The organism is bacterium (genome assembly GCA_035308905.1).
Classification (GTDB): Bacteria; Sysuimicrobiota; Sysuimicrobiia; order Sysuimicrobiales; family Segetimicrobiaceae; genus DASSJF01.
This window is the reverse complement of sequence record DATGFS010000072.1, coordinates 25,817-44,830: the sequence shown is the minus strand read 5'-3', so window position 1 is coordinate 44,830 and position 19,014 is coordinate 25,817. Positions and strand designations below refer to the sequence as shown.

Below are 19,014 nucleotides of genomic sequence, written 5' to 3'. Positions count from 1 at the left end.
TCCTCACGACTTGGTCGGGGTGGAGATCCCGAGCAGACCGGTCGGGCGGAACACCAGCACGAGAATCAGGATCGAGAAGATGATGACGTCCGTCCACCGCACCTGGAGAATCTGGCCGCCGACCGACTCGATCAGGCCGATGACCAGCCCGCCGATCATCGCCCCCACGATGTTCCCGATGCCGCCGAGGACCGCCGCGGTGAACGCCCGCAGGCCCGCCGTGTAGCCGATGAGAAAGCTCGTGAAATTGTAGTACAGGCCGAAGATCAGCCCGGCCGCGCCCGCGAGCGCCGACCCGATGAAGAACGTCAGCATCACCACCCGGTCGACATCGATGCCCATCATCCGCGCCGCCTCCGAATCCTGCGCCGTGGCGCGCATCGCCTTGCCGATCTTGGTGCGGCGCACGAAAATCTGCAGCACGGTCATGAGGATCAACGCCACGCTCCACAGCAGCACTTCGCGAAGCCGGAGCGTCGCCCCGCCGATCGGCCATCCGAACACCGGCACGGGGTTCGGATAGTTCATGGTCGACGCGCCGGTCCGCAGCAGCACGACGTTGAACAGAATGTACGAGATGCCGATCGTCGTGATCATCGCCGCGGTGCCCTTGACATGCCGCATCGGCCGGAGCCCCACGCGCTCGATCACCACGCCGAGCGCGCCGCAGAACAGCATCGCCGCCGCGAACGCGAACACGAGCGCCGCGATGAGCGGCAGTCCGTAGAGGGCCCGCCCCTGTCCCGAGACGCCCAAGGTGTGCAGCGCGATCGCCGCGATGAACGACCCGACCATAAAGATGTTGAAGTGGGCGAAGTTGATCAGCTCGATGATGCCGTAGACCATGGTGAAGCCGAGGGCGAGCAGCGAGTACATCGCCCCCAGGCTCAGGCCGTTGATGACCTGCTGCACGAGTACGTCGTGGTGGGTCATGGACCGCCGCCCGGAGGGTGTTGGGATCCGCGCATAGCCTGCAACGCGGGGAGCGGGCCGCGCAGGCGGCCCGCTCCCGTCACGTCGTTACCTGCTTCGCATCCTAGTTCTGAGGTGCTACGCCGACGTACTTGTACTGGTGGATGATGTCGTCATCCTTGTACTTCGCATCGTGCACGATCTTGAACACGCTGACGACCCGGCTGTTGATGTCGCCGTTCTTGTCGAACGAAATCGTGCCCTGCAGGGTCTTCAGGTTGCTGGTCTGGATCGCGTCGCGCACGTTGTGCCGGTCCGGCGTCTTGCCCGTCGCGGCCACCCGCTTGATCGCATCCAGAATAACGAGCGCCGCATCGTACGCCGTGATCGAGTAGTCCTGCGGCACCTTGTTGTACTTGGCCTGGAACGCCTTGAGCCACGGCTGCGCTTCGGGGTTCTCGAGGAGGTGCGGGCCGGCGATCGTCGCGTACCAGCCCTCCACCGCGGGGAACCCGCCGCCGGTCAGAATGGTGCCGCCGTACATGCCGTCTCCGCCGCCCTTGGGCATCTTGGGGATTACGTCGTAGGCCTGCTTCGTCAGCTTGACGCCGGCCTGTCCGACGCCGCCGTAGTAGAGCGCGTCGGGGTTGAGCCCCTTGATCTTGGTCAGAATCGTCGTGTAGTCGGCTTCCTTCGGGTTGAGCTGGTCGCGGCCGAGTATCTTGATGCCCTTCTCCGCGGCCCGCTTCGAGAACGAGTCCGCGATGCCGACGCCGTACGCGCCGGAGTCGTCCAGCACGTACACCGTCTTCACGTGCAGCGTCTCGGCGTAGTAGTTGGCCATGTTCGGCCCCTGGAACGCGTCCGTGGTGACGGTGCGGAAGTAGACCGCCTTGCCCTTGGGCCGATACTGAGACGCCATCGCTGGGTTCGTGATGTCCGGGTTCGTCGAGCTGGGAGTGATCGTCGCCATGTCGGCTTCGCTCAAGATCGCCGACATCGCCTTGCCCTCGCCGCTCATCTGCGGGCCGATGTTCGCGACCACCCCCATGTTCGCGACGAGCTTGCGCGTGTTGGTGGCGGCCTGCGCCGGATCGTACTGTCCGGCAGTCGCCGTCCCTGAGTCGAGGATGATCGCTTCGATCTTGTAGCCCGCCACCCCGCCTTTCGCGTTGGCCTGGTCGATCGCAAGCATCGCGCCGTCCTTGATCAGCTCCGCGTCCTCGGCATCCGCGCCGGTCAACGGCAGCGTAATGCCGACGAAGAGCGTCTTGGATGCGGCGGCGTGCGTGCGTGGGAGGCTGCCCAGAGCGACCATCGAGACCACCAGCATGGCCGCAACGACGAGCCCAAGCACACGGTGACGCCAAGTTCCTACCATAAAGTCCCTCCCCTCCCCTGGCCGGCCATCTGGTGCCGCCGCGGACGGCGGCGGCCCTCGGCCGAGCCCGGCATGGATTCCCTATTGCCATGCCTTCTCCTCTGTACGTAACAACACCATCTTCGCGTTCTGATAATAATTTGCGGGCCGCGGCTTCCCGTGCGCGGCCGGGAGGCCCGCGAACGTACGTTTGACGGTGGCGAGACGATCCGGTTAATATAATGAAGGTCGGTAATTCGCAGGACCACTCCCCGCTCTCGGGTCACAGGAGGTGGCAATGTTCGTTTCGCGCACGCTGGTCCGGGTGCTCTGTCTCGCCGCGTCGGCGGCGGCCGCCGCCGCGCTGTCGTCGGTTCCCCGCGCGCACGCCGCGGCAGAGGCCGCGTTTACCGTCATCGCCAACCAGACCGCGGCGAACGCCGGGCAGAACTTCAACGGCGTCGCCAAGGGGCGCCTCGTCATCACCGTGGCGCCCGGTACGCCCGTGCACGTGAAGTTCGTCAACGACAAGACGGCCGCGCTGCCCCACAGCCTTCAGGTGATCCCGCTCAGGGGCTCCGCGCAGTCGCCCGTTCTTCCCGCCCAGGCCGATCCGCAGCCCGCCTTCCCGGGCGCCGAAACGCCGAACGCCGGGATTCCGGGCACGCCGCCCGGCAAAACCGTCGACGTGCGGTTCACCGCGTCAAAGGCGGGCCACTACCTCTTCATCTGCGGATACCCCGGCCACGCGCTGCTCGGCATGTACGGAACGTTCAACGTGACGCCGGGCGCCAAACCCAGCCTGTCCGTCGCGAAATAGGCCGGCGGCGGCATCCGGAGGGAAGCCCGGGGCCCGGGACGAAGATTCTCCAACCTCGGAAGCCGGACCGATGAGTTCCCCCGGAGGGGCAGTGCCAATGGACTCTGGGTCGACTATGCCGCGCGACGAACGGACCGCGGGGCGCTGGATGGGCGTGCTGATTCTGTTCATCCTCGCCGCGGGCATCGTGTCGTTCGTCGTCGCGGCGCACATCTGGTGGCTGCAGCCGCTCGCGTCCAAACAGGGTGCGGCGGCCGACGAGATGTTCAACGCGATCCTCGCCGCGACGGCGATCGCCTTCATCGCCGTTCACCTGTTCATCGCGATCGCGCTGATCCGCTACGCCGCGCACGGCCGGCGGCCGGCGGCCCACTGGCACGAGCACCTCGGCGCGGAGCTGACGTGGACCCTCGTCCCCGCGGCGGGCCTCGTGATCCTCGCCATTCTCGCGGAGATCGTCTGGGCGCACGTCTACAGCCCGCCGCCGGCGAATGCGCAGCTGGTGGAGGTCACGGCCCGGCAGTTTCTATGGTACGTGCGCTACCCCGGCCCGGACGGCAAGCTCGCCCGCACCGATCCGAAGTTCATCAGCGCCGGCAATCCGCTCGGCCTCGATCCCGGCGACCCCGACAGCAAGACCAACGTGGTCGTCACGAACGAATTCCACGCCGTAAACAACCGCCCCGTCCGCGTCGAGATCCGCTCGCTCGATGTCATTCACAGCTTCTTCCTGCCGAACTTCCGCGTGAAGCAGGACGCCGTCCCCGGACGCACCGTGTCCGTCTGGTTCACGCCCGACCGCGCCGGCGCGTATCAGATCGCGTGCGCGCAGCTCTGCGGGGTCGGCCATTATACGATGCGTGGTAACATCGTCGTTGAAACCGACCAGGCCGCGTTCGACGCCTGGCTGGCGAAGCAAGGGCAGCACTAGCCCGAGGTAGGCAGGAGGCCGCGCGGCGACGCGCGCGGCCGGAGGTCCTGCGTCAGACAGGGATAAGGAGTCGCGCCTGATGGATGCCCTCGCCGTACACGAAGGAGCGGCCGGTCACGAGGCCCACACCGAGAGCTTCGTCCGCCACTACATCTTCAGTCTCGACCACAAGATGATCGGCAAGCAGTACTACCTGACAACGCTGTTGATGGCGATGGTCGGCGGCGCTCTGGCGATGCTGATGCGCGCCCACCTGGGCTGGCCCCAGAACGGCACCCTGGACCCCGGCCAGTACCTGGCCGCGGCCACCATGCACGGCACGGTGATGATCTTCTTCTTCCTCACCTCGATCCTCACCGGCGCGTTCGGGAACTTCCTGATCCCGCTGATGATCGGGGCGCGGGACATGGCGTTCCCGTTCCTGAACATGCTGTCGTACTGGACGCTGGTCCCGGGGGTCCTGGTCGTGCTGGCGTCGTTCTTCGTGCCCGGCGGGCCGGCCGGCAACGGCTGGACGTCGTACGCGCCCTTGTCGGCAGTGGCAAAGTTCTCCCCGGGCTCCGGCCTCGGCCAGACGCTGTGGGCGATCTCGATCATGTTCGTGCTGTTCTCGTCGCTCTTCGGCTCGCTCAACTTCCTCACCACGATCATCAACATGCGCGCGCGCGGGATGTCGATGGGCCGGCTGCCGCTCACGCTGTGGGGCATCTTCATCACCGCGATCCTCGCCGTGCTCTCCTTCCCCGTGCTGACGGCCGCCGTGGTGATGTTGATCCTGGATCGGACGGCCGGCACCAGCTTCTTCGTCCCGGCGAATCTGCTGGTCGCGGGGCAGGTGCTCGGCAACAAGAACGGCGACGCCCTCCTCTGGCAGCACATGTTCTGGTTCTTCGGCCATCCGGAAGTCTACATCCTGATCCTCACGCCGATGGGGATCGTCTCCGATGTGATCTCGACGTTCTCGCGCAAACCGATCTTCGGCTACAAGGCGATGGTGCTGTCGATCTCGGCGATCGGGTTCCTGAGCTTCCTCGTGTGGGGCCACCACATGTTCGTGAGCGGGATGTCGCCGCTGCTCGGCGCCGCGTTCCTCGGGTCGACGATCGCGATCGCCGTGCCGTCGGCGATCAAAACGTTCAACTGGTGCACGACGCTGTGGCAGGGCCGCATCCATTTCACGACCGCGATGCTGTTCGCGATCGCGTTCGTGTCGCTGTTCGTGACCGGCGGGCTCAGCGGGATCTTCCTCGCGGCCGCGCCGGTCGACATCTACCTGCACGACACGTACTTCGTGATCGCGCACTTCCACTTCGTGATGGCCGCCGCGGCGCTCTTCTCGATCTTCGCCGGCACCTACTACTGGTTCCCGAAGATGTTCGGGCGCATGATGGACGAGCGCCTCGGCAAGATCCACTTCGTGTTCACGTTCCTCGGGATTTACGCGACGTTCTTCCCGATGCATTTCCTTGGATTCATGGGGAACAGCCGCCGGCTGTACGACACGAGCACGTACCCGTTTCTGAGCCACGCCGGCCCGATCGACGTCTTCATCTCGTTGAGCGCGTTCATGCTCGGCGCGGCGCAGTTCGTGTTCATCTACAACTTCTTCAAGAGCATGCTCCACGGGCCCGTCGCGGAGCAGAACCCCTGGCACGCCAACTCCCTGGAGTGGGCGGCGCCGTCGCCGCCCCCGCACGGCAACTGGGGACCGTCGCTGCCGGTGGTCTACCGGTGGCCGTACGACTACTCGGTGCCCGGCGCGGCCCAGGACTACAGCCCGCAGTGGCAGGCGGAACCCGTCGCGGCGGTCGCGGCCGGGCCCGCGCATACCGCGGGCCCGTCCCCTTCAGGGGATGAGCACTAAGCTGGACGCCGTGACCGCGCGCGCGATCGAGACGCACCGGGGCGGCCCGGGAGCCCGCCGCCCGTCGGGGCCGGCCGGCGTTGGGCCCGGCGGCCGCGGGGACGGCCCGGCCGCATCGGGGCCCGCCGTCGGCACGGCCGTGATCGGAATGATCGCGGCGCTGACCGCGGTGACGATGCTGTTCGTCGCGTTCACGACGGCGTATCTCGCGCGGCGGCAGGAGCCGGGTTGGGGCGCGCTGGTGATGCCGCCGGTCCTCTGGCTCACCACGGCGATTCTTCTCGCCAGCAGCGGCACGCTCGAGTGGGCGCGCCGCCGCATCGCCGCCGGCGACATCCGAGGCCTGCAGCGCGGTCTCACGGCGACGGCATGGCTCGGCGGGGCGTTCGTCCTCGGGCAGATCGTCGCGTGGCGGTCGCTCGCCGCGCAGGGCGCGTACATCTCGTCCAACCAACACAGCGGGTTCTTCTACCTGCTCACGGGCGCCCACGGGGCCCATCTCCTCGGCGGCCTCACCGCGCTCGGCGTCATCGTCTGGAAGGCGCACGCCGGGCGGTACGGGGTGGCTTCGCACGCCGGCATCGGCGTGTTCGCGCTGTACTGGCATTTCATGGACCTGTTGTGGCTCTATCTCTTTGCCCTGCTGTTTTGGGCCTGACGGGCCCGCTCACAGGGAGGCGATGATGGCGGCAACCGAGACTCGGGGAGAAGGCACGACGCTGGCGGAGCGCTGGGCCGGCGGACGGTCGCCGTGGGACGTCAGCTGGGGCAAGCTGATGATGTGGCTGTTCCTCGCCTCGGACGCGATGACGTTCGCCGGACTCCTCGTCGCGCTTTGGGCGGCGCGGTTCAGCGCCCCGATATGGCCGAACCGGGCGGAGATCCTGAACATCCGGCTCGCCGCCGGGATGACCGCGATCTTGATCTTCAGCAGCACGACGATGGCCCTCTCCGTCTACGCGATGCGGCGCGGCTGGCGGCGGCCGGCGGTCCGGTTCCTCGCCGCGACCGTCGTCGCGGGCGCCGTGTTCGTGAGCCTCCAGGCGCTCGAGTGGTCGCATCTGATCGGGGACGGCGCCGGGTTGGCCGGCAACCCGTGGGGCGTGCCCGCGTTCAGCTTCACGTTCTTCACGATCACGGGCCTGCACGGGCTGCACGTGCTCGGCGGCGTCATCTATCTGTGGGCGATGGCGGTTCGCCTCGCCAAGGGGTTGTCGTCCGAAGACGGCCTCGAGATCGCGGGCCTGTACTGGGGGTTCGTCGATCTGGTGTGGGTCTTCATCTGGCCGTCGATCTATCTGCTGTAGGGAGGAGCGCCCGGTGCACATGAGCGATTCGCAGGCGGGTCACGGCGCGCCGGAGCACGGCGAGGCGGAGGTCGTGCACGCGCAGCCGCTTCCGGAGAGCGTCACGCGCGCGTATCTGGTGGGCTTCGTGGTGCTGCTGGTGCTCACCGCGATCGAGGCGAGCACCGTCCTCGCGTGGCACCTGCCCGCGGCCGTTCGCGTGACAGTCCTGATCATCTCCGCGTCGATCAAGGCCTCGCTGATCGGCGCCTATTACATGAACCTCAAGTTCGAACGGGTGGCGATGATCGGCATCGCGGTCTCGCCGCTGCTCCTCGCGGTGCTGATGTTCTTCATGATCGCGCCGGACGCGGCGCAGCGGTTCGGGGCGCGGTAAGAACACCACCAGTCGGCGCTACTCGCTGCTCTCCCAGGCGCGCGGCACGAAGAGCCGTTCGTGGGTGCGGATCGCGAAGCGGTCGGTCATTCCGGCAAGAAAGTCGCAGACCGCGCGCGGCACAGTCGTCTGCCCGCTCTCGAGCGGCTCCCGCGACTCATCGCCCATCTCGCCGGGGTGCGCGACAAAGTAGTCGAACAGCTCGCGCAGCAGCCGCTGGGCCTTACCGACGTCGGATTTGGCAGCCGACCCGCGATAGACCCGCTCGAACAGAAAGTCCTTGAGCTCGTTGAGCGCGCGCCGGATCGCGTCGCCCATCTCGATCCGGGGCCTTTCCGCCGAGCGCTCGACGATGTCGCGCACCGTGACGTCGACCCACTGGCCGCGCGTCTCGCCGAGCACCTCTCGCACCGCGGCCGGAACGTCTTGTTCGCCGATCAATCCCGCACGGATGGCGTCGTCTGTATCATGGTGGACGTAGGCGATGCGGTCGGAGACGCGGGCCAGCTGTCCCTCCACCGTGTGCGGCAGGGCGTCCGCGGGTGTCTCGTCGATCGGCGGCAGTGTCTCGAGATCCGTCGGTCCCTTGGAGTGCCCGCCGATCCCGTCGCGGACTTCCCACGCCAGGTTGAGCCCGTGTTCGATCCTGCCGTCGCTCGTACGGCGCCGTTCCAGCAGTTCCACGACCCGCAGGCTCTGCACGTCGTGACGGAAGCCGCCGTGGGCGGCCATCACTTCGTTCAGCGCCTCTTCGCCGGCATGCCCGAACGGCGGGTGGCCCAGGTCGTGGGCGAGGACGATCGCCTCGGTGAGGTCCTCGTTGAGCCTGAGCGCGCGGGCAATCGTGCGGGCGATCTGCGCGACCTCGAGGGTGTGCGTGAGCCGCGTGCGGTAGTGGTCGCCTTCGGGCGCGATGAAGACCTGCGTCTTGTGCATGAGGCGCCGGAACGCTTTCGAGTGAACGACCCGGTCGCGGTCGCGCTGGAAGTCGGTGCGGATGGAGTCCGGAAGCTCCGGCCTGGTCCGCCCCCGCGTCGCGGCGCTGCGGGCGGCGTAGGGCGCGAGCAGTTGTTCCTCCCACGCCTCGGTCCTCTCGCGAGGATTCACGACCGCCTGCCGAGGTCTGCGTGGCGCCGCACGTCCCCCGCCTCTCACTTCCGGGACGGCCTGACGCCGCCCGGGCGCGTCGGTTACTTGTCGCGCTCGGCGCGCGCGCGGCGCTCGCGGAGCGCGGCCTGCGCCGCCGCCAGCCGCGCCGTCGGCACGCGGTACGGCGAGCAGCTGACGTAGCTGAGCCCGACCTTGTGGCAGAACTCGATGCTCGCCGGATCGCCGCCGTGCTCGCCGCAGATCCCCAACTCGATGTCGGGCCGGGTCCTGCGCCCCTCCCGCACGGCCATGTCGATCAGCACGCCCACCCCGTCGGCGTCGAGCACCTGAAACGGGTTCTCCGGCAGGATCTTGCGGGTGACGTACTGGAGCAGGAACTTGCCCTCGGCGTCGTCCCGGCTGAACCCGAAGATCAATTGGGTGAGATCGTTGCTGCCGAACGAGAAGAACTCGGCGAGCTTGGCGATATCGGCGGCCACGACGCACGCGCGCGGGATCTCGATCATCGTCCCGAACTTGTAGACGACGCGGATCCCCTGCTCTTTCATCACGCGCTCGGCGAGCGGCCGGACCCGCTCCTCCACGAGCCGCAGCTCGTTCACGTGGCCCACGAGCGGGATCATGATCTCGGGATGCGTCTTCACGCCCTGCTTGGCCAGGATGCACGCGGCCTCGAGAATCGCCCGCACCTGCATGTCGATGATGCCCGGGAACAGGATGCCGAGCCGGATGCCGCGCAGGCCCAGCATCGGGTTCTGCTCCCGCATCCCCTGGACCGCGCGGAGGAGGTGCTCTTTCTCGGCCAGCGCCGCGGGATCGTTGCCGCGGTCCCGCAGCTGCGTGACCTCGACGAGCAGCTCGTCGTAGTGGGGCAGAAATTCGTGCAGCGGCGGATCGATCAGGCGGATGACGACCGTGTGGCCGGCCATCGCGCGCAGGATGCCGACGAAGTCCTGCCGCTGCACCGGCAGCAGCTCGTCGAGCGCGAGCTGCCGCTCCGCGTCGGTCTCCGCCAGGATCATCCGGCGGACGATCGGGAGCCGCTCCTCCTCAAAAAACATGTGCTCCGTCCGGCACAGGCCGACACCCTCGGCGCCGAACGCCCGGGCGCGCTCCGCGTCCCGCGGGTAGTCCGCGTTCGCCCACACACCGAGCCGGCGCGTCTTGTCCGCCCAGCCCAGCAGCGTCTGGAGGTCCTGGTCCTTCGTGACGTCCGGATCGATCGTCTTAACAGCGCGGCCGAAGACCTCCCCGGTCGTCCCGTCGATGGAGATGGGGTCGCCTTGGCGAATCACCTGGCCGTTCACGCTGAACTGGCGCGCGTTGAGGTCGACGCGAATGGCCTCCGCGCCGGCGACGCAGGGCTTGCCGAGGCCGCGCGCCACGACCGCCGCATGGCTCGTCGCGCCGCCGCGGGCCGTGAGAATGCCGCGGGCCACCAGCATGCCGTGAACGTCGTCGGGGCTGGTCTCGGGCCGGACCAGGATCACGGCCTCGCCCTTGCCGCCCCGTTCGGCGGCCGTATCGGGGTCGAAGACGGCAATGCCGGTCGCGGCGCCGGGCGACGCGTTGAGGCCGCGCGTGAGCAGCTTACCCTCGCGGTCGGCCGCGTCCTTGTCCTCCTGAACAAAGCGAGGCAGCAGCAACTGATAGAGCTGGTCGGCATCGACACGCAGGAGCGCCTCGTCCTTCGTGATCAGGCGCTCACGGACCATGTCGACGGCAGTCTTCACAGCCGCCTGAGCGGTGCGCTTCCCGCTGCGGGTCTGGAGCATCCATAGCTTCCCGCGCTCGACCGTGAACTCGAGGTCCTGAACGTCCTTGTAGTGGCGCTCCAGCATCTGCGCCAGCTTGAGAAACTGCTTGTAGGCGGCGGGCATCTCGGACTGCAACTGGCTGATCGGATGCGGGGTCCGGGTGCCGGCGACGACGTCCTCGCCCTGCGCGTTCGGCAGATACTCGCCGTAGAGGCCCTTTTCGCCGGTGGCGGGGTTGCGCGTGAACGCGACGCCGGTCGCGCTGTCGTCTCCCATGTTGCCGAAGACCATCGTCTGAACGTTGACCGCGGTGCCGAGGTCGTGCGGGATCTTGTTGAAGTTGCGGTAGTCGATGGCCCGTTTGCCGTCCCACGAATCGAAGACCGCGCGGATGGCCCTCTCGAGCTGCTGCCAGGGGTCCGTGGGAAACGTCTCGCCGGTCTCCCGCCCGATCAGGTCTTTGAACCGGCCGGCAAGCTCTCGCAGGTCCGCCGCGGACAGATCGGTGTCGAGCTTCGCCCCGACCCGGCGCTTCTGCTCCTCGATGAGGTGCTCGAACTTCTCTCCGGGCACGTCGAGCACGATTTTCCCGAACATCTGCACGAAGCGCCGGTAGGCGTCCTCGGCAAAGCGCTCGTTCCCCGTGAGCGCCGCGAGCCCGCGCACGGTCTCCGGGTTCAGCCCGAGGTTGAGGACCGTATCCATCATCCCCGGCATCGAGAACTTGGCGCCGGACCGCACGGAGACGAGCAGCGGGTTCTTGGCATCGCCGAACCGCTTGCCCATCTTGCGCTCCACGGTCGCGAGCGCCCGCCGGACCTCGTTCATGAGTCCCGGCGGGAGCGTCTTGCCGCGCGCGAGGTAGGCGTTGCAGACCGCGGTCGTGATCGTGAAGCCCGGCGGCACCGGCAGGCCGACGCGGCTCATCTCCGCGAGACCGGCACCCTTGCCGCCGAGCAGGTCGCGCATCGACGCGTTGCCCTCTTCGAAGAGCCAGATCGGCTTCGCGGCCGCGCGGCCGGCGCCTCGCCCGGCGCGTGTGCGCGCCCGGGTACCCCCCCGCAGGCCGGGCTTCCCGGTCCCACGCCGTGGTTTCGCACCAAGACGAATAGCCATGTCCAAGATCACCTCACGTGGAAATGTGCGACCTTTTCATCTTTGGGGAACGGGAGAAGGCTTTCCTTCACGCGCCGCGTCGCTGACTACCAGTAAGGAAAAGTCCGCGATTAACCGCCCCAACTGTACGACTTGTGAAAGAAGCGCAAGGCGATTATTGCGGATTGCCATGTCTTGATCCATTACAAGTACATCGTTAAAGAATCGATCCACGGGCCCGGCTAGAGCAGCGAGTCGCTGCAGGATTTCACTGTAGTCTTTCGCCTTTTCTGTTGACAATTTATTGGGGTTGGCGTTCAGCGCCTTCCAAGAACTGACAGAAGAGACTCGATCCGCAGTCTTAAGCAAGTCTGGATTCCGCAAAGCATCAAGAAGTTGAACCTCTGCGGGTGCCGTCAGGAGCGAATCACGAATCTCGCCAGCGAAGCCACTCGGCAATATGCGTGAGGCGCGATCAAATGCAGTATAGAGTTTAAGAAACTCGGGGCGGTTCCGAAAGACCTGCAGCGCCCAGGCTCGTGCTTCTGCGTCGGTCAAGTCGTCCGAAGCAGATGCAAGAACGGCATCCACAGTGTCGTAACTTAGGCCCCTCTGTTGAAGTGTCATCTCCGTGCGAAAACGTTGCAGCAAGAGATCCAATGCCGTTCCCGAAACCGAGTTCCGCAGCTCTTGATCTTCGAGACCGTGAACGTCTAGGACGGCAGATACTAGCCTACGTGCACTAAAATGAATTCGGCGGAAAAGGATTATCTGAACGATGCCATTGGCGGCGCGTCTGAATCCATACGGGTCTTCCGAACCACTTACGGTCAAGCCAGCGGCCAAAGCTCCGATCAATGTATCCGCCTTATCCAGCAGCGCTAGGTAAGTACCGACGTCTGTCCGCGGATATGTTTGTCCGCGAGGCAGATATTGCTCCCCTATCCCACGCGCAACCGGTTCGGGTTCGCCGTCGTGTTTAGCGTACAACTCACCCATGGTTCCCTGCAGTTCGGGTAGTTCGCGAACCATGAGCGTAACCAAGTCCGCCTTGCTGAGATGGGCGGCTCTCTTCAGGTGGCGGACTTCGTCAGAATTGGCATCAAAGAGATCTGGCGCAAGAAGAGCCAATGCTTCCAAACGCCGAGTCTTTTCCCACATGGTCCCAAGTTTTTCGTGAAAAGTAAGCTCATTCAATTCCGCGACCCGCGAAGATAGCCGACGCTGCCTATCTTCATCAAAGAAGAATTTCGCGTCCGATAAGCGGGCCTTAAGTACCCACTCGTTCCCTTGCTTAACGGTTTCGAGCCCACGTGCGTCACCGTCTCTAACAGCCAAAAATAACGGCAGTAGGTCGCCCTGCGCGCCCTGCACGGCAAAATATTTTTGATGATGTTGCATGACGGTAACTAGGACATCTCGTGGCAGACTGAGAAACTCGTCCGCAATTCGCCCCTTAAAAACCGTGGGCCACTCGACGATTTGGATAATCTCCTCAAGCAGGTCGGGATCCAGAATCGGTTGCCCGCCGATGTCGTACGTCACCCGAAAGCACTGGCTTGTGATCCTTTCGCGCCGTTCTTCTGGGTCGAGCAAGACAAAGCCGTCATGCAGGGCTTCGCGATAGGCATTTGCGGTGCGTACAGAAATTGGATTCGGATGAAGAACACGATGCGCGTAGGTCCGTCGGCCTGCCTGCAGTCCGGCGAGTTCCAAGCGCAGAACCTTGGACCCAAGTAGAGCCAAGACCCAACGAATCGGCCGGGCAAAACGCATCGATCCGGTGCCCCATCGCATCGACTTTGCGAACGTCAGTTGTTGCACTAGAGCGGGCAATGTCTCCCGCAATACCTCAGAAGTGAATCGACCTCGCTGTCGGTTGACGACGTACACATAGTTACCTTCAGGAGTGTCACGGGTCTCAAGGTCGGTTACGGCCACCCCTTGCGCGCGAGCAAAACCCTGGGCAGCGTTTGTTGGCTTGCCGTCGGGGGTGAAAGCGACTCGAACCGCTGGACCGCGAACGTCGCGAACTAGATCCGCCTGTCTTGCAACGACGCCATCGACGATCAGCACCAATCTACGGGGTGTGCCAAAGCAGCTCAACCGCTCGAACGGGATGCGCGCATCATGGAACGATATTGGTGCGACCTCGCGCATTTGACGGAGACCATTGCGAACAGCGGCAGGCGGAAGCTCCTCCGTTCCAACTTCGAAAACTAGCTGAGCGCTAGAAGCTTTAGACGAGTTCCCGCGCAAGGGCAACGTCACTCCCCTGAATATCGATCAGTGCTTGAGTTCGAAAGATCACGCTGTACTTTGACGCGGCAACAAGGGCCAGCCCATTTCCTCACGCTGTAACAGGAAACGCTCTGCACAGCCTCGCGCTAACGTGCGAGACCGTGCCATAAGCCCAGCGCGCTCGGCAACTCCAACAGCGCCGCGCGCATCAAGAAGATTGAAAGTGTGGGAGCATTTCAGCACATACTCGTATGCTGGCAAAACCAAGCGGCGGGTCATCAAACGGTTTGCCTCGGCCTCGTACATTTCGAAGAGTTTCCGGAGCATCGCGACGTCCGCTTCCTCGAGTGCGTAAGTCGACTGTTCAAATTCTTCCCGCTGCCTGATGTCGCCATATTGGATTCCAGGCGCCCAAGTCAGATGAAAGACACTATCCTTTCGTTGAATAAACTGGGCGATGCGTTCGACGCCGTAGGTAATCTCAGCAGGAACGACAGGGAGTTCAAGACCGCCAGCCTGCTGGAAATAGGTGAATTGAGTGATTTCGAGCCCATCCAAAAAGACCTGCCACCCAAGACCGGCAGCGCCGAGCGTCCTATCCTCCCAGTCATCTTCGAGAAATCGCAAATCGTGATCCCGGAGATCAATTCCAATCTTCTTTATGCTGTCAATGTAGCGGTCTTGGACATCGTCTGGAGCGGGTTTGAGCAGAACCTGGTACTGAAAGTAACGTCCAAGACGATTTGGATTGTTACCATATCGACTGTCCGCTGGACGGCGACTAGGCTGCACGTAAGCAACCTTCCATGGCTCAGGACCCAAAGCACGAAGAAACGTCGCCGGATGCATAGTTCCAGCGCCGACTTCCATATCGTAGGGTTGCTCAATAACGCAACCATACTCTGCCCAGAACTGCTGTAACGTGACAAGTACGCCTTGAAAAGTCAAAGGTACCCGACTAGCCGAAGACCGCCGGGAGGGAGTCTGCGTGCGCTCTTGCCCTCTAGCCAATGCCGAGCGGCTCTTCCTCGCGCACTCTCCGCAGCGACGGCAGCTGGGTCAGCATGCTCGCGAGGGCGAACGCCGCCAGCCCGGCGGCGGCCCACGTCAGGGGCATCTCGAGCACCTTGTCCTCGGTGTGGAACCGCACGACGCCCGGCCGGCCGTTGCGGACCACCCCTTGGGCCTCCTCCATCGCGGATCCAAAGTGGATCAGCGCGCGCTTCGCCCGTTCGAGATCGACTTCCATGGGACCACCTCCAAGGGCTATCTTATCACGGTGTGTGCCCCCTCGGCGCCGGCGCGAGGCGCGCGGACGATGCCGTGGAAATTTGCGATCAGGGGCGCGCGCCGGAAGGGCGCGGCACCGCGAGGCGGAGCCGCGCGATGACCCGGGGCGCGCGCAGGCGGCCGTCGAGATGATATTCGAGGTGCGCCTGCACGAGGCCGGCCAGCTCCCGTCTCGCCCGCTCCGGAACCCGGAGCCGCCGAGCGCGCTCCGCCGTGCTGCGCAGCAGAAAGCCGCCGGTCGCGAGCACACCGGGCGCCACCCCGGCCGGCTCGCCGGCCGCGCACGCGGGGCACAACGCACCCCCCGCGGCCGGACTGAACGTCCACCCCGTCCCCCCGCGCGCCGGCAACCCCTCCGCCGAGACGCCGGCGGGCAGCGGGCGGCCGCACGCCACGCACCGCTCCATCTCCGGGCGATACCCGAGGCTGTCGGCGAGATGCAGCGAAAACCACAGCGCGTAGATCTCGGCTTCGTCTTCCGCGGCCGTCTCGATCACGGCCAGCGCGTCGAGCACGGCCTCGAACACCTCGGGGTGACGGTCCCGCTCCGGCAGGAACCGGTCGACGAGCTCGGCGACGTACGCGGCGTAGGCGCTTCGAAGCAGGTCGTGCTGCAGCCCGGCAAACGCCCGGACGACCTCGGCCTGCGCCACCACGTCGAGCGTCCGTCCCCGCGCCAGCAGGAACCGGCCCTGAGTATACGGCTGCACCCTGCCGGCGAGGCGGCTCGTCGTCTTGCGCACCCCGCGGGCTGATGCCCGGATCTTGCCGTGCTCCCGCGTGAGCAGCGTCAGGATCCGATCGGCCTCGCCGACGGGCTGATGGCGCAGGATGACCGCGTCGACTTTATAGACCGGCACGGTTTGCGCGACGACGCCCGACACGCGACGAAGATGTACGGGCGGCCGAACGTGCGCGGTAACCCACGAGCGCGCGCGCGCCGAAGGCGCGCGGCAGCAGCTCCGCGAACGGGAGCACCGCCGGCGCGCCCCCGGGCCCGGCGAGCACCACCGTGCGCACACCGAACTCCGCCATGACTTGGCGGCACGCGCCGCACGGCGTGGTGCCGGCCGGCGCGGCGACCGCGACTGCGCGGATCCGCCGGCGGCCCGAGGCGACGGCGGTTTGCAGCGCCACCCGCTCCGCGCACTGCGTGAGTCCGAACGAGGCGTTTTCGACGTTGGCGCCGGTGTAGATCGACCCGTCCGAGGCGAGGGCCGCGGCGCCGACGGGAAAATGTGAATAGGGCGCGTAGGCACGGCGGCGGGCCGCACGGGCGGCGCGGATCAACGCGCCGTAGTCGGGTCCCCGCCGCGCCCCGGCGCGCTTGATATTTCGACGGACTGGAGGACGACGAGACATGCGCACTCTCCGTGGAATGGCGGACGGCTCAGGGATTCGCTGATGCGACGCCGCGTCCTGTGCTTAAGGGTGCCGGTCCGCACGGCCGCGAAGTGTGCACCATGACCCCCGCTGAGCCTCGCACCGCGCATCCGTTTCATATGTACGATGCCATGCGCGAGCAGCCCGACGCGTTTGCCGCCGTCGCCGCCCGCACGGCGCCGGCCGCCGAGACCGTCTCGGCCCGGCTCGCCCGATGCGACCGCCTCTACCTCGTCGGCATCGGCACGTCGTATCACGCCGCGCTGACCGGTGAATACCTGGTGCGGACCTACGGCGGCGGCATGCCGGTCTACGCCGCGCACGCGTTCGATTTCGCGCTCTACGGACCGCCGCTCGGTCCGCGCGATGCCGTGATCACGGTGACACACCGCGGGACGAAACGGTACACCCGGGACGCCCTGGTCCGGGCGCGCGAAGCCGGCTGCCCGACCGTGGTGATCACGGGCGACGGCCCGGACGCCCGGGGCGGCTCCGATGACCGCGTTGCCGGGGGCGGGTCCGCCGGCACAGACGCCGTCTTCCACACCGTTCCCCAGGAGCGCTCGTCGACGCATACGGTGAGTTACGCCGGCGCGGTGGCCGTGTTGTCGGTGCTCGCGGCGCAGGTGGGCGCGGCGCGCCTCGGACGGCCCGCGCTCGATCCCGCGATCCTCCGCGACGCTGTGCCCGCCGCCATCCGGGCGGCGCTTGCCCTCGAACCGAAAATCGCCGACCACGCGCGCGGCCTCGCGTCCGGCCCCCGCATCTGGCTCGCCGGCGGCGGGCCCGGCGCCGTCGCCGCGATCGAAGGCGCGCTGAAGATCAAGGAAACCTCATACGCCACGGCCGAGGGGATGAGCGCGGAGGCGATGCTCCACGGGCCGTTTCAGAGCACCGAGCCCGAGGACCTGTTCCTCCTCATCGCCCAGTCCGGTCCCGCGCAGCGCCGCGTGGCCGACGTGGCCGCCGCGGCGCACGAGATCGGCGCCCGCCCGGTCCTCGTCGACGACGGCACCGCGGAGATTCCGGCCGGAAGCCTCGCCGCGCGCTGGAGCGTGCCGCCGGTGCCGGAGCCCTTCACGACGCTCACCTGCGCGGTACCGCTGCAGCTGTTCGCCTACCATCTCGCGCTGGCCCGCGGCACCAACCCGGACAGCTTCCGGCTCGACGACCCGAGGTTCTTGAGGGCCTTCCGCCGCGTAACGTTGTAGCGCCGCCGCGGCGTCAGGTGCCCGCGGCCGGGGAGCGGCTCGAGACTTCGGCTTCCTGCCGCGGCGACTCCGGCGACAATCGCGTGATCCGGACTTTGGTGATGCGCTGCCCGAGGGCGCGCTCGACACGCAGCTCCGCGCCGGCCACCGACGCGGTCTCGCCCTGCACCGGGACGTGCCCCGCGAGCGCGTAGACCAGGCCCGCGATCGTGTCGACGTCCTCCATCGGCAGATGGAGTCCCAGGATTTCATTGACCTCGTCGATGTGGGTCCGGCCGTTGACGACGGCGGTCCGGTCGTCGATCAGCTGGATCGGCTTTTCCTCGAGATCGTACTCGTCCTGAATCTCGCCGACAATCTCCTCCAACAGGTCCTCCATCGTCACGAGCCCGGCGGTCCCGCCGTATTCGTCCACGACGATCGCCATGGAGACCTTCCGGCCCTGCATCTCCCGGAAGAGCTCGGCCACCTTCTTCGTCTCGGGCACGAAAAACGGCGGGCGCTGCACCTCGCCGACCGGTTGGTCGAGACGCCCCTGCCGGAGCGCCGGCAGCAGATCGCGGACGTACACGACGCCGACAACGTGGTCGACGCTGCCTTCGTATACCGGGAGCCGCGAGTGGCCGGACTCCAAGACGAGCCCGAGCGCCTCGTTGATCGTCGCCTTCGCCTGCACCGCGACGATGTCGACGCGCGGCCGCATGACCTCGCGCACGACGGTGTCGCCGAACTCGAAGATGGAGTGGATCATCTCGCGCTCCTCTTCCTCGAGGACGCCCTCCTCCTCGCCGACCTGCACGAGAAAGCGCAGTTGATCCTCCGTCACGAGCGGCGCGTGCGGCGTGATGGCGCCGCCGAACGGACGCACGATCGCCGTCCCGGCGAGCGAGAGCACCCGCACGAGCGGCGTCAGAACGACGCTCACCGCGCGGACCGTCCCGGCGACGTGAATGGCGAATCGGTCCGCGTAGCGCACGGCCAGCGTCTTCGGCGCGATCTCCGCGAGAATCAGGACGAGGATCGTCGCCCCGACGAACGCCACGATCTCGCCCGTCCGCCGGCCGAGCAGGCTCAGCGCGATCGAGGTCGCGACGACGGAGGAACCGACGTTGGCGATCGTGTTGCCGGCCAGCAGCGTGGTGAGGAGGTGGCCGGGATTTTCCAGCAGCTGGTGCGCGAGGCGCGCCCGGCGGTCGCCGGCGTCACGCAGCCGCCGCAGCGTCAGCCGGTTCGCCGCAAACAGCGCGGTTTCCGCGGCGCCAAAGAACGCGCCGCAGAGAATGAGCATGCCGAGGAGGACGAACCGAAGGCCCAAGACCCCTACCCTTCAGCCCCGGCGCCGGTGCGCGCGTGCCGG

17 protein-coding genes are annotated in these 19,014 nt (G+C 66.5%); 7 read left to right on the top strand and 10 right to left on the bottom strand.

Features of this window, described 5'->3' with window-relative positions; genetic code table 11:
* Positions 1-3 precede the first annotated feature (3 nt).
* Positions 4-933 carry a branched-chain amino acid ABC transporter permease gene (locus tag VKT83_18575; GenBank protein HLY24477.1) on the bottom strand — a complete coding sequence of 310 codons (930 nt, stop codon included), beginning with the start codon at positions 931-933 and terminating at the stop codon, positions 4-6.
* Positions 934-1,036: 103 nt separating this feature from the next.
* Positions 1,037-2,293: a branched-chain amino acid ABC transporter substrate-binding protein gene (locus VKT83_18570; GenBank protein HLY24476.1), complete on the bottom strand. Its 1,257-nt coding sequence runs from the start codon at positions 2,291-2,293 to the stop codon at positions 1,037-1,039.
* A gap of 277 nt (positions 2,294-2,570) precedes the next feature.
* Between VKT83_18570 and VKT83_18565 the strand changes: the two genes are divergently transcribed.
* The 6 genes from VKT83_18565 (at position 2,571) to VKT83_18540 (ending at position 7,570) form a co-directional block, all read left to right on the top strand.
* Positions 2,571-3,092, top strand: coding sequence for a sulfocyanin-like copper-binding protein (locus VKT83_18565; protein HLY24475.1), 522 nt, complete (start codon positions 2,571-2,573; stop codon positions 3,090-3,092).
* Positions 3,093-3,189: 97 nt separating this feature from the next.
* Positions 3,190-4,023 (top strand): cytochrome c oxidase subunit II, encoded by an 834-nt coding sequence (locus tag VKT83_18560; protein HLY24474.1) that lies wholly within the window; start codon positions 3,190-3,192, stop codon positions 4,021-4,023.
* A 79-nt stretch (positions 4,024-4,102) separates the two neighbouring features.
* On the top strand, positions 4,103-5,887 hold the full coding sequence (locus tag VKT83_18555) for a cbb3-type cytochrome c oxidase subunit I (protein ID HLY24473.1): 1,785 nt from the start codon (positions 4,103-4,105) through the stop codon (positions 5,885-5,887).
* Positions 5,877-6,545 (top strand): cytochrome c oxidase subunit 3, encoded by a 669-nt coding sequence (locus VKT83_18550; GenBank protein HLY24472.1) that lies wholly within the window; start codon positions 5,877-5,879, stop codon positions 6,543-6,545. Before VKT83_18555 ends, VKT83_18550 begins: the two co-directional genes overlap by 11 nt.
* Before the next feature lie 25 nt (positions 6,546-6,570).
* Positions 6,571-7,194, top strand: a complete 624-nt coding sequence (locus VKT83_18545; GenBank protein ID HLY24471.1) for a cytochrome c oxidase subunit 3 — start codon at positions 6,571-6,573, stop codon at positions 7,192-7,194.
* 19 nt (positions 7,195-7,213) lie between these two features.
* The gene (locus VKT83_18540; GenBank protein HLY24470.1) at positions 7,214-7,570 is read left to right on the top strand and encodes a cytochrome C oxidase subunit IV family protein; all 357 of its coding nucleotides are present in this window, start codon (positions 7,214-7,216) and stop codon (positions 7,568-7,570) included.
* An 18-nt stretch (positions 7,571-7,588) separates the two neighbouring features.
* On the opposite strand, the gene VKT83_18535 is transcribed toward VKT83_18540, so the two are convergent.
* From VKT83_18535 to VKT83_18505, 7 genes are all read right to left on the bottom strand, one after another.
* Positions 7,589-8,677, bottom strand: a complete 1,089-nt coding sequence (locus tag VKT83_18535; GenBank protein HLY24469.1) for a deoxyguanosinetriphosphate triphosphohydrolase — start codon at positions 8,675-8,677, stop codon at positions 7,589-7,591.
* Between the two features lie 83 nt (positions 8,678-8,760).
* A complete protein-coding gene (gene ppdK, locus VKT83_18530; protein ID HLY24468.1) occupies positions 8,761-11,553 on the bottom strand; it encodes a pyruvate, phosphate dikinase in 2,793 nt (930 codons plus the stop codon).
* Between the two features lie 36 nt (positions 11,554-11,589).
* Positions 11,590-13,803 carry a glycine--tRNA ligase subunit beta gene (gene glyS / locus VKT83_18525; GenBank protein HLY24467.1) on the bottom strand — a complete coding sequence of 738 codons (2,214 nt, stop codon included), beginning with the start codon at positions 13,801-13,803 and terminating at the stop codon, positions 11,590-11,592.
* Between the two features lie 36 nt (positions 13,804-13,839).
* Positions 13,840-14,721 carry a glycine--tRNA ligase subunit alpha gene (locus VKT83_18520; protein HLY24466.1) on the bottom strand — a complete coding sequence of 294 codons (882 nt, stop codon included), beginning with the start codon at positions 14,719-14,721 and terminating at the stop codon, positions 13,840-13,842.
* A gap of 55 nt (positions 14,722-14,776) precedes the next feature.
* A complete protein-coding gene (locus VKT83_18515; GenBank protein ID HLY24465.1) occupies positions 14,777-15,022 on the bottom strand; it encodes a hypothetical protein in 246 nt (81 codons plus the stop codon).
* 88 nt (positions 15,023-15,110) lie between these two features.
* Positions 15,111-15,947 carry a DNA repair protein RecO gene (gene recO / locus VKT83_18510; GenBank protein ID HLY24464.1) on the bottom strand — a complete coding sequence of 279 codons (837 nt, stop codon included), beginning with the start codon at positions 15,945-15,947 and terminating at the stop codon, positions 15,111-15,113.
* Positions 15,910-16,425: a cytidine deaminase gene (locus VKT83_18505; GenBank protein HLY24463.1), complete on the bottom strand. Its 516-nt coding sequence runs from the start codon at positions 16,423-16,425 to the stop codon at positions 15,910-15,912. The genes recO and VKT83_18505 overlap by 38 nt, the downstream gene beginning before the upstream one ends.
* A gap of 101 nt (positions 16,426-16,526) precedes the next feature.
* Here VKT83_18505 and VKT83_18500 point away from each other — a divergent pair, with 101 nt between their 5' ends.
* Positions 16,527-17,657 (top strand): SIS domain-containing protein, encoded by a 1,131-nt coding sequence (locus VKT83_18500; GenBank protein HLY24462.1) that lies wholly within the window; start codon positions 16,527-16,529, stop codon positions 17,655-17,657.
* A 13-nt stretch (positions 17,658-17,670) separates the two neighbouring features.
* Here VKT83_18500 and VKT83_18495 read toward each other — a convergent pair whose 3' ends face one another.
* Positions 17,671-18,972, bottom strand: a complete 1,302-nt coding sequence (locus tag VKT83_18495) for a hemolysin family protein (protein HLY24461.1) — start codon at positions 18,970-18,972, stop codon at positions 17,671-17,673.
* Positions 18,973-19,014: the final 42 nt, after the last annotated feature.

Bases quoted from the DNA above. Each gene is read 5' to 3' on its own strand.
- VKT83_18575 (HLY24477.1), bottom strand. From the start codon at position 933: ATGACCCACCACGACGTACTCGTGCAGCAGGTCATCAACGGCCTGAGC.
- VKT83_18570 (HLY24476.1), bottom strand. From the start codon at position 2,293: ATGGTAGGAACTTGGCGTCACCGTGTGCTTGGGCTCGTCGTTGCGGCC.
- VKT83_18565 (HLY24475.1), top strand. From the start codon at position 2,571: ATGTTCGTTTCGCGCACGCTGGTCCGGGTGCTCTGTCTCGCCGCGTCG.
- VKT83_18560 (HLY24474.1), top strand. From the start codon at position 3,190: ATGGACTCTGGGTCGACTATGCCGCGCGACGAACGGACCGCGGGGCGC.
- VKT83_18555 (HLY24473.1), top strand. From the start codon at position 4,103: ATGGATGCCCTCGCCGTACACGAAGGAGCGGCCGGTCACGAGGCCCAC.
- VKT83_18550 (HLY24472.1), top strand. From the start codon at position 5,877: ATGAGCACTAAGCTGGACGCCGTGACCGCGCGCGCGATCGAGACGCAC.
- VKT83_18545 (HLY24471.1), top strand. From the start codon at position 6,571: ATGGCGGCAACCGAGACTCGGGGAGAAGGCACGACGCTGGCGGAGCGC.
- VKT83_18540 (HLY24470.1), top strand. From the start codon at position 7,214: ATGAGCGATTCGCAGGCGGGTCACGGCGCGCCGGAGCACGGCGAGGCG.
- ppdK (HLY24468.1), bottom strand. From the start codon at position 11,553: ATGGCTATTCGTCTTGGTGCGAAACCACGGCGTGGGACCGGGAAGCCC.
- VKT83_18515 (HLY24465.1), bottom strand. From the start codon at position 15,022: ATGGAAGTCGATCTCGAACGGGCGAAGCGCGCGCTGATCCACTTTGGA.
- VKT83_18505 (HLY24463.1), bottom strand. From the start codon at position 16,425: ATGTCTCGTCGTCCTCCAGTCCGTCGAAATATCAAGCGCGCCGGGGCG.
- VKT83_18500 (HLY24462.1), top strand. From the start codon at position 16,527: ATGACCCCCGCTGAGCCTCGCACCGCGCATCCGTTTCATATGTACGAT.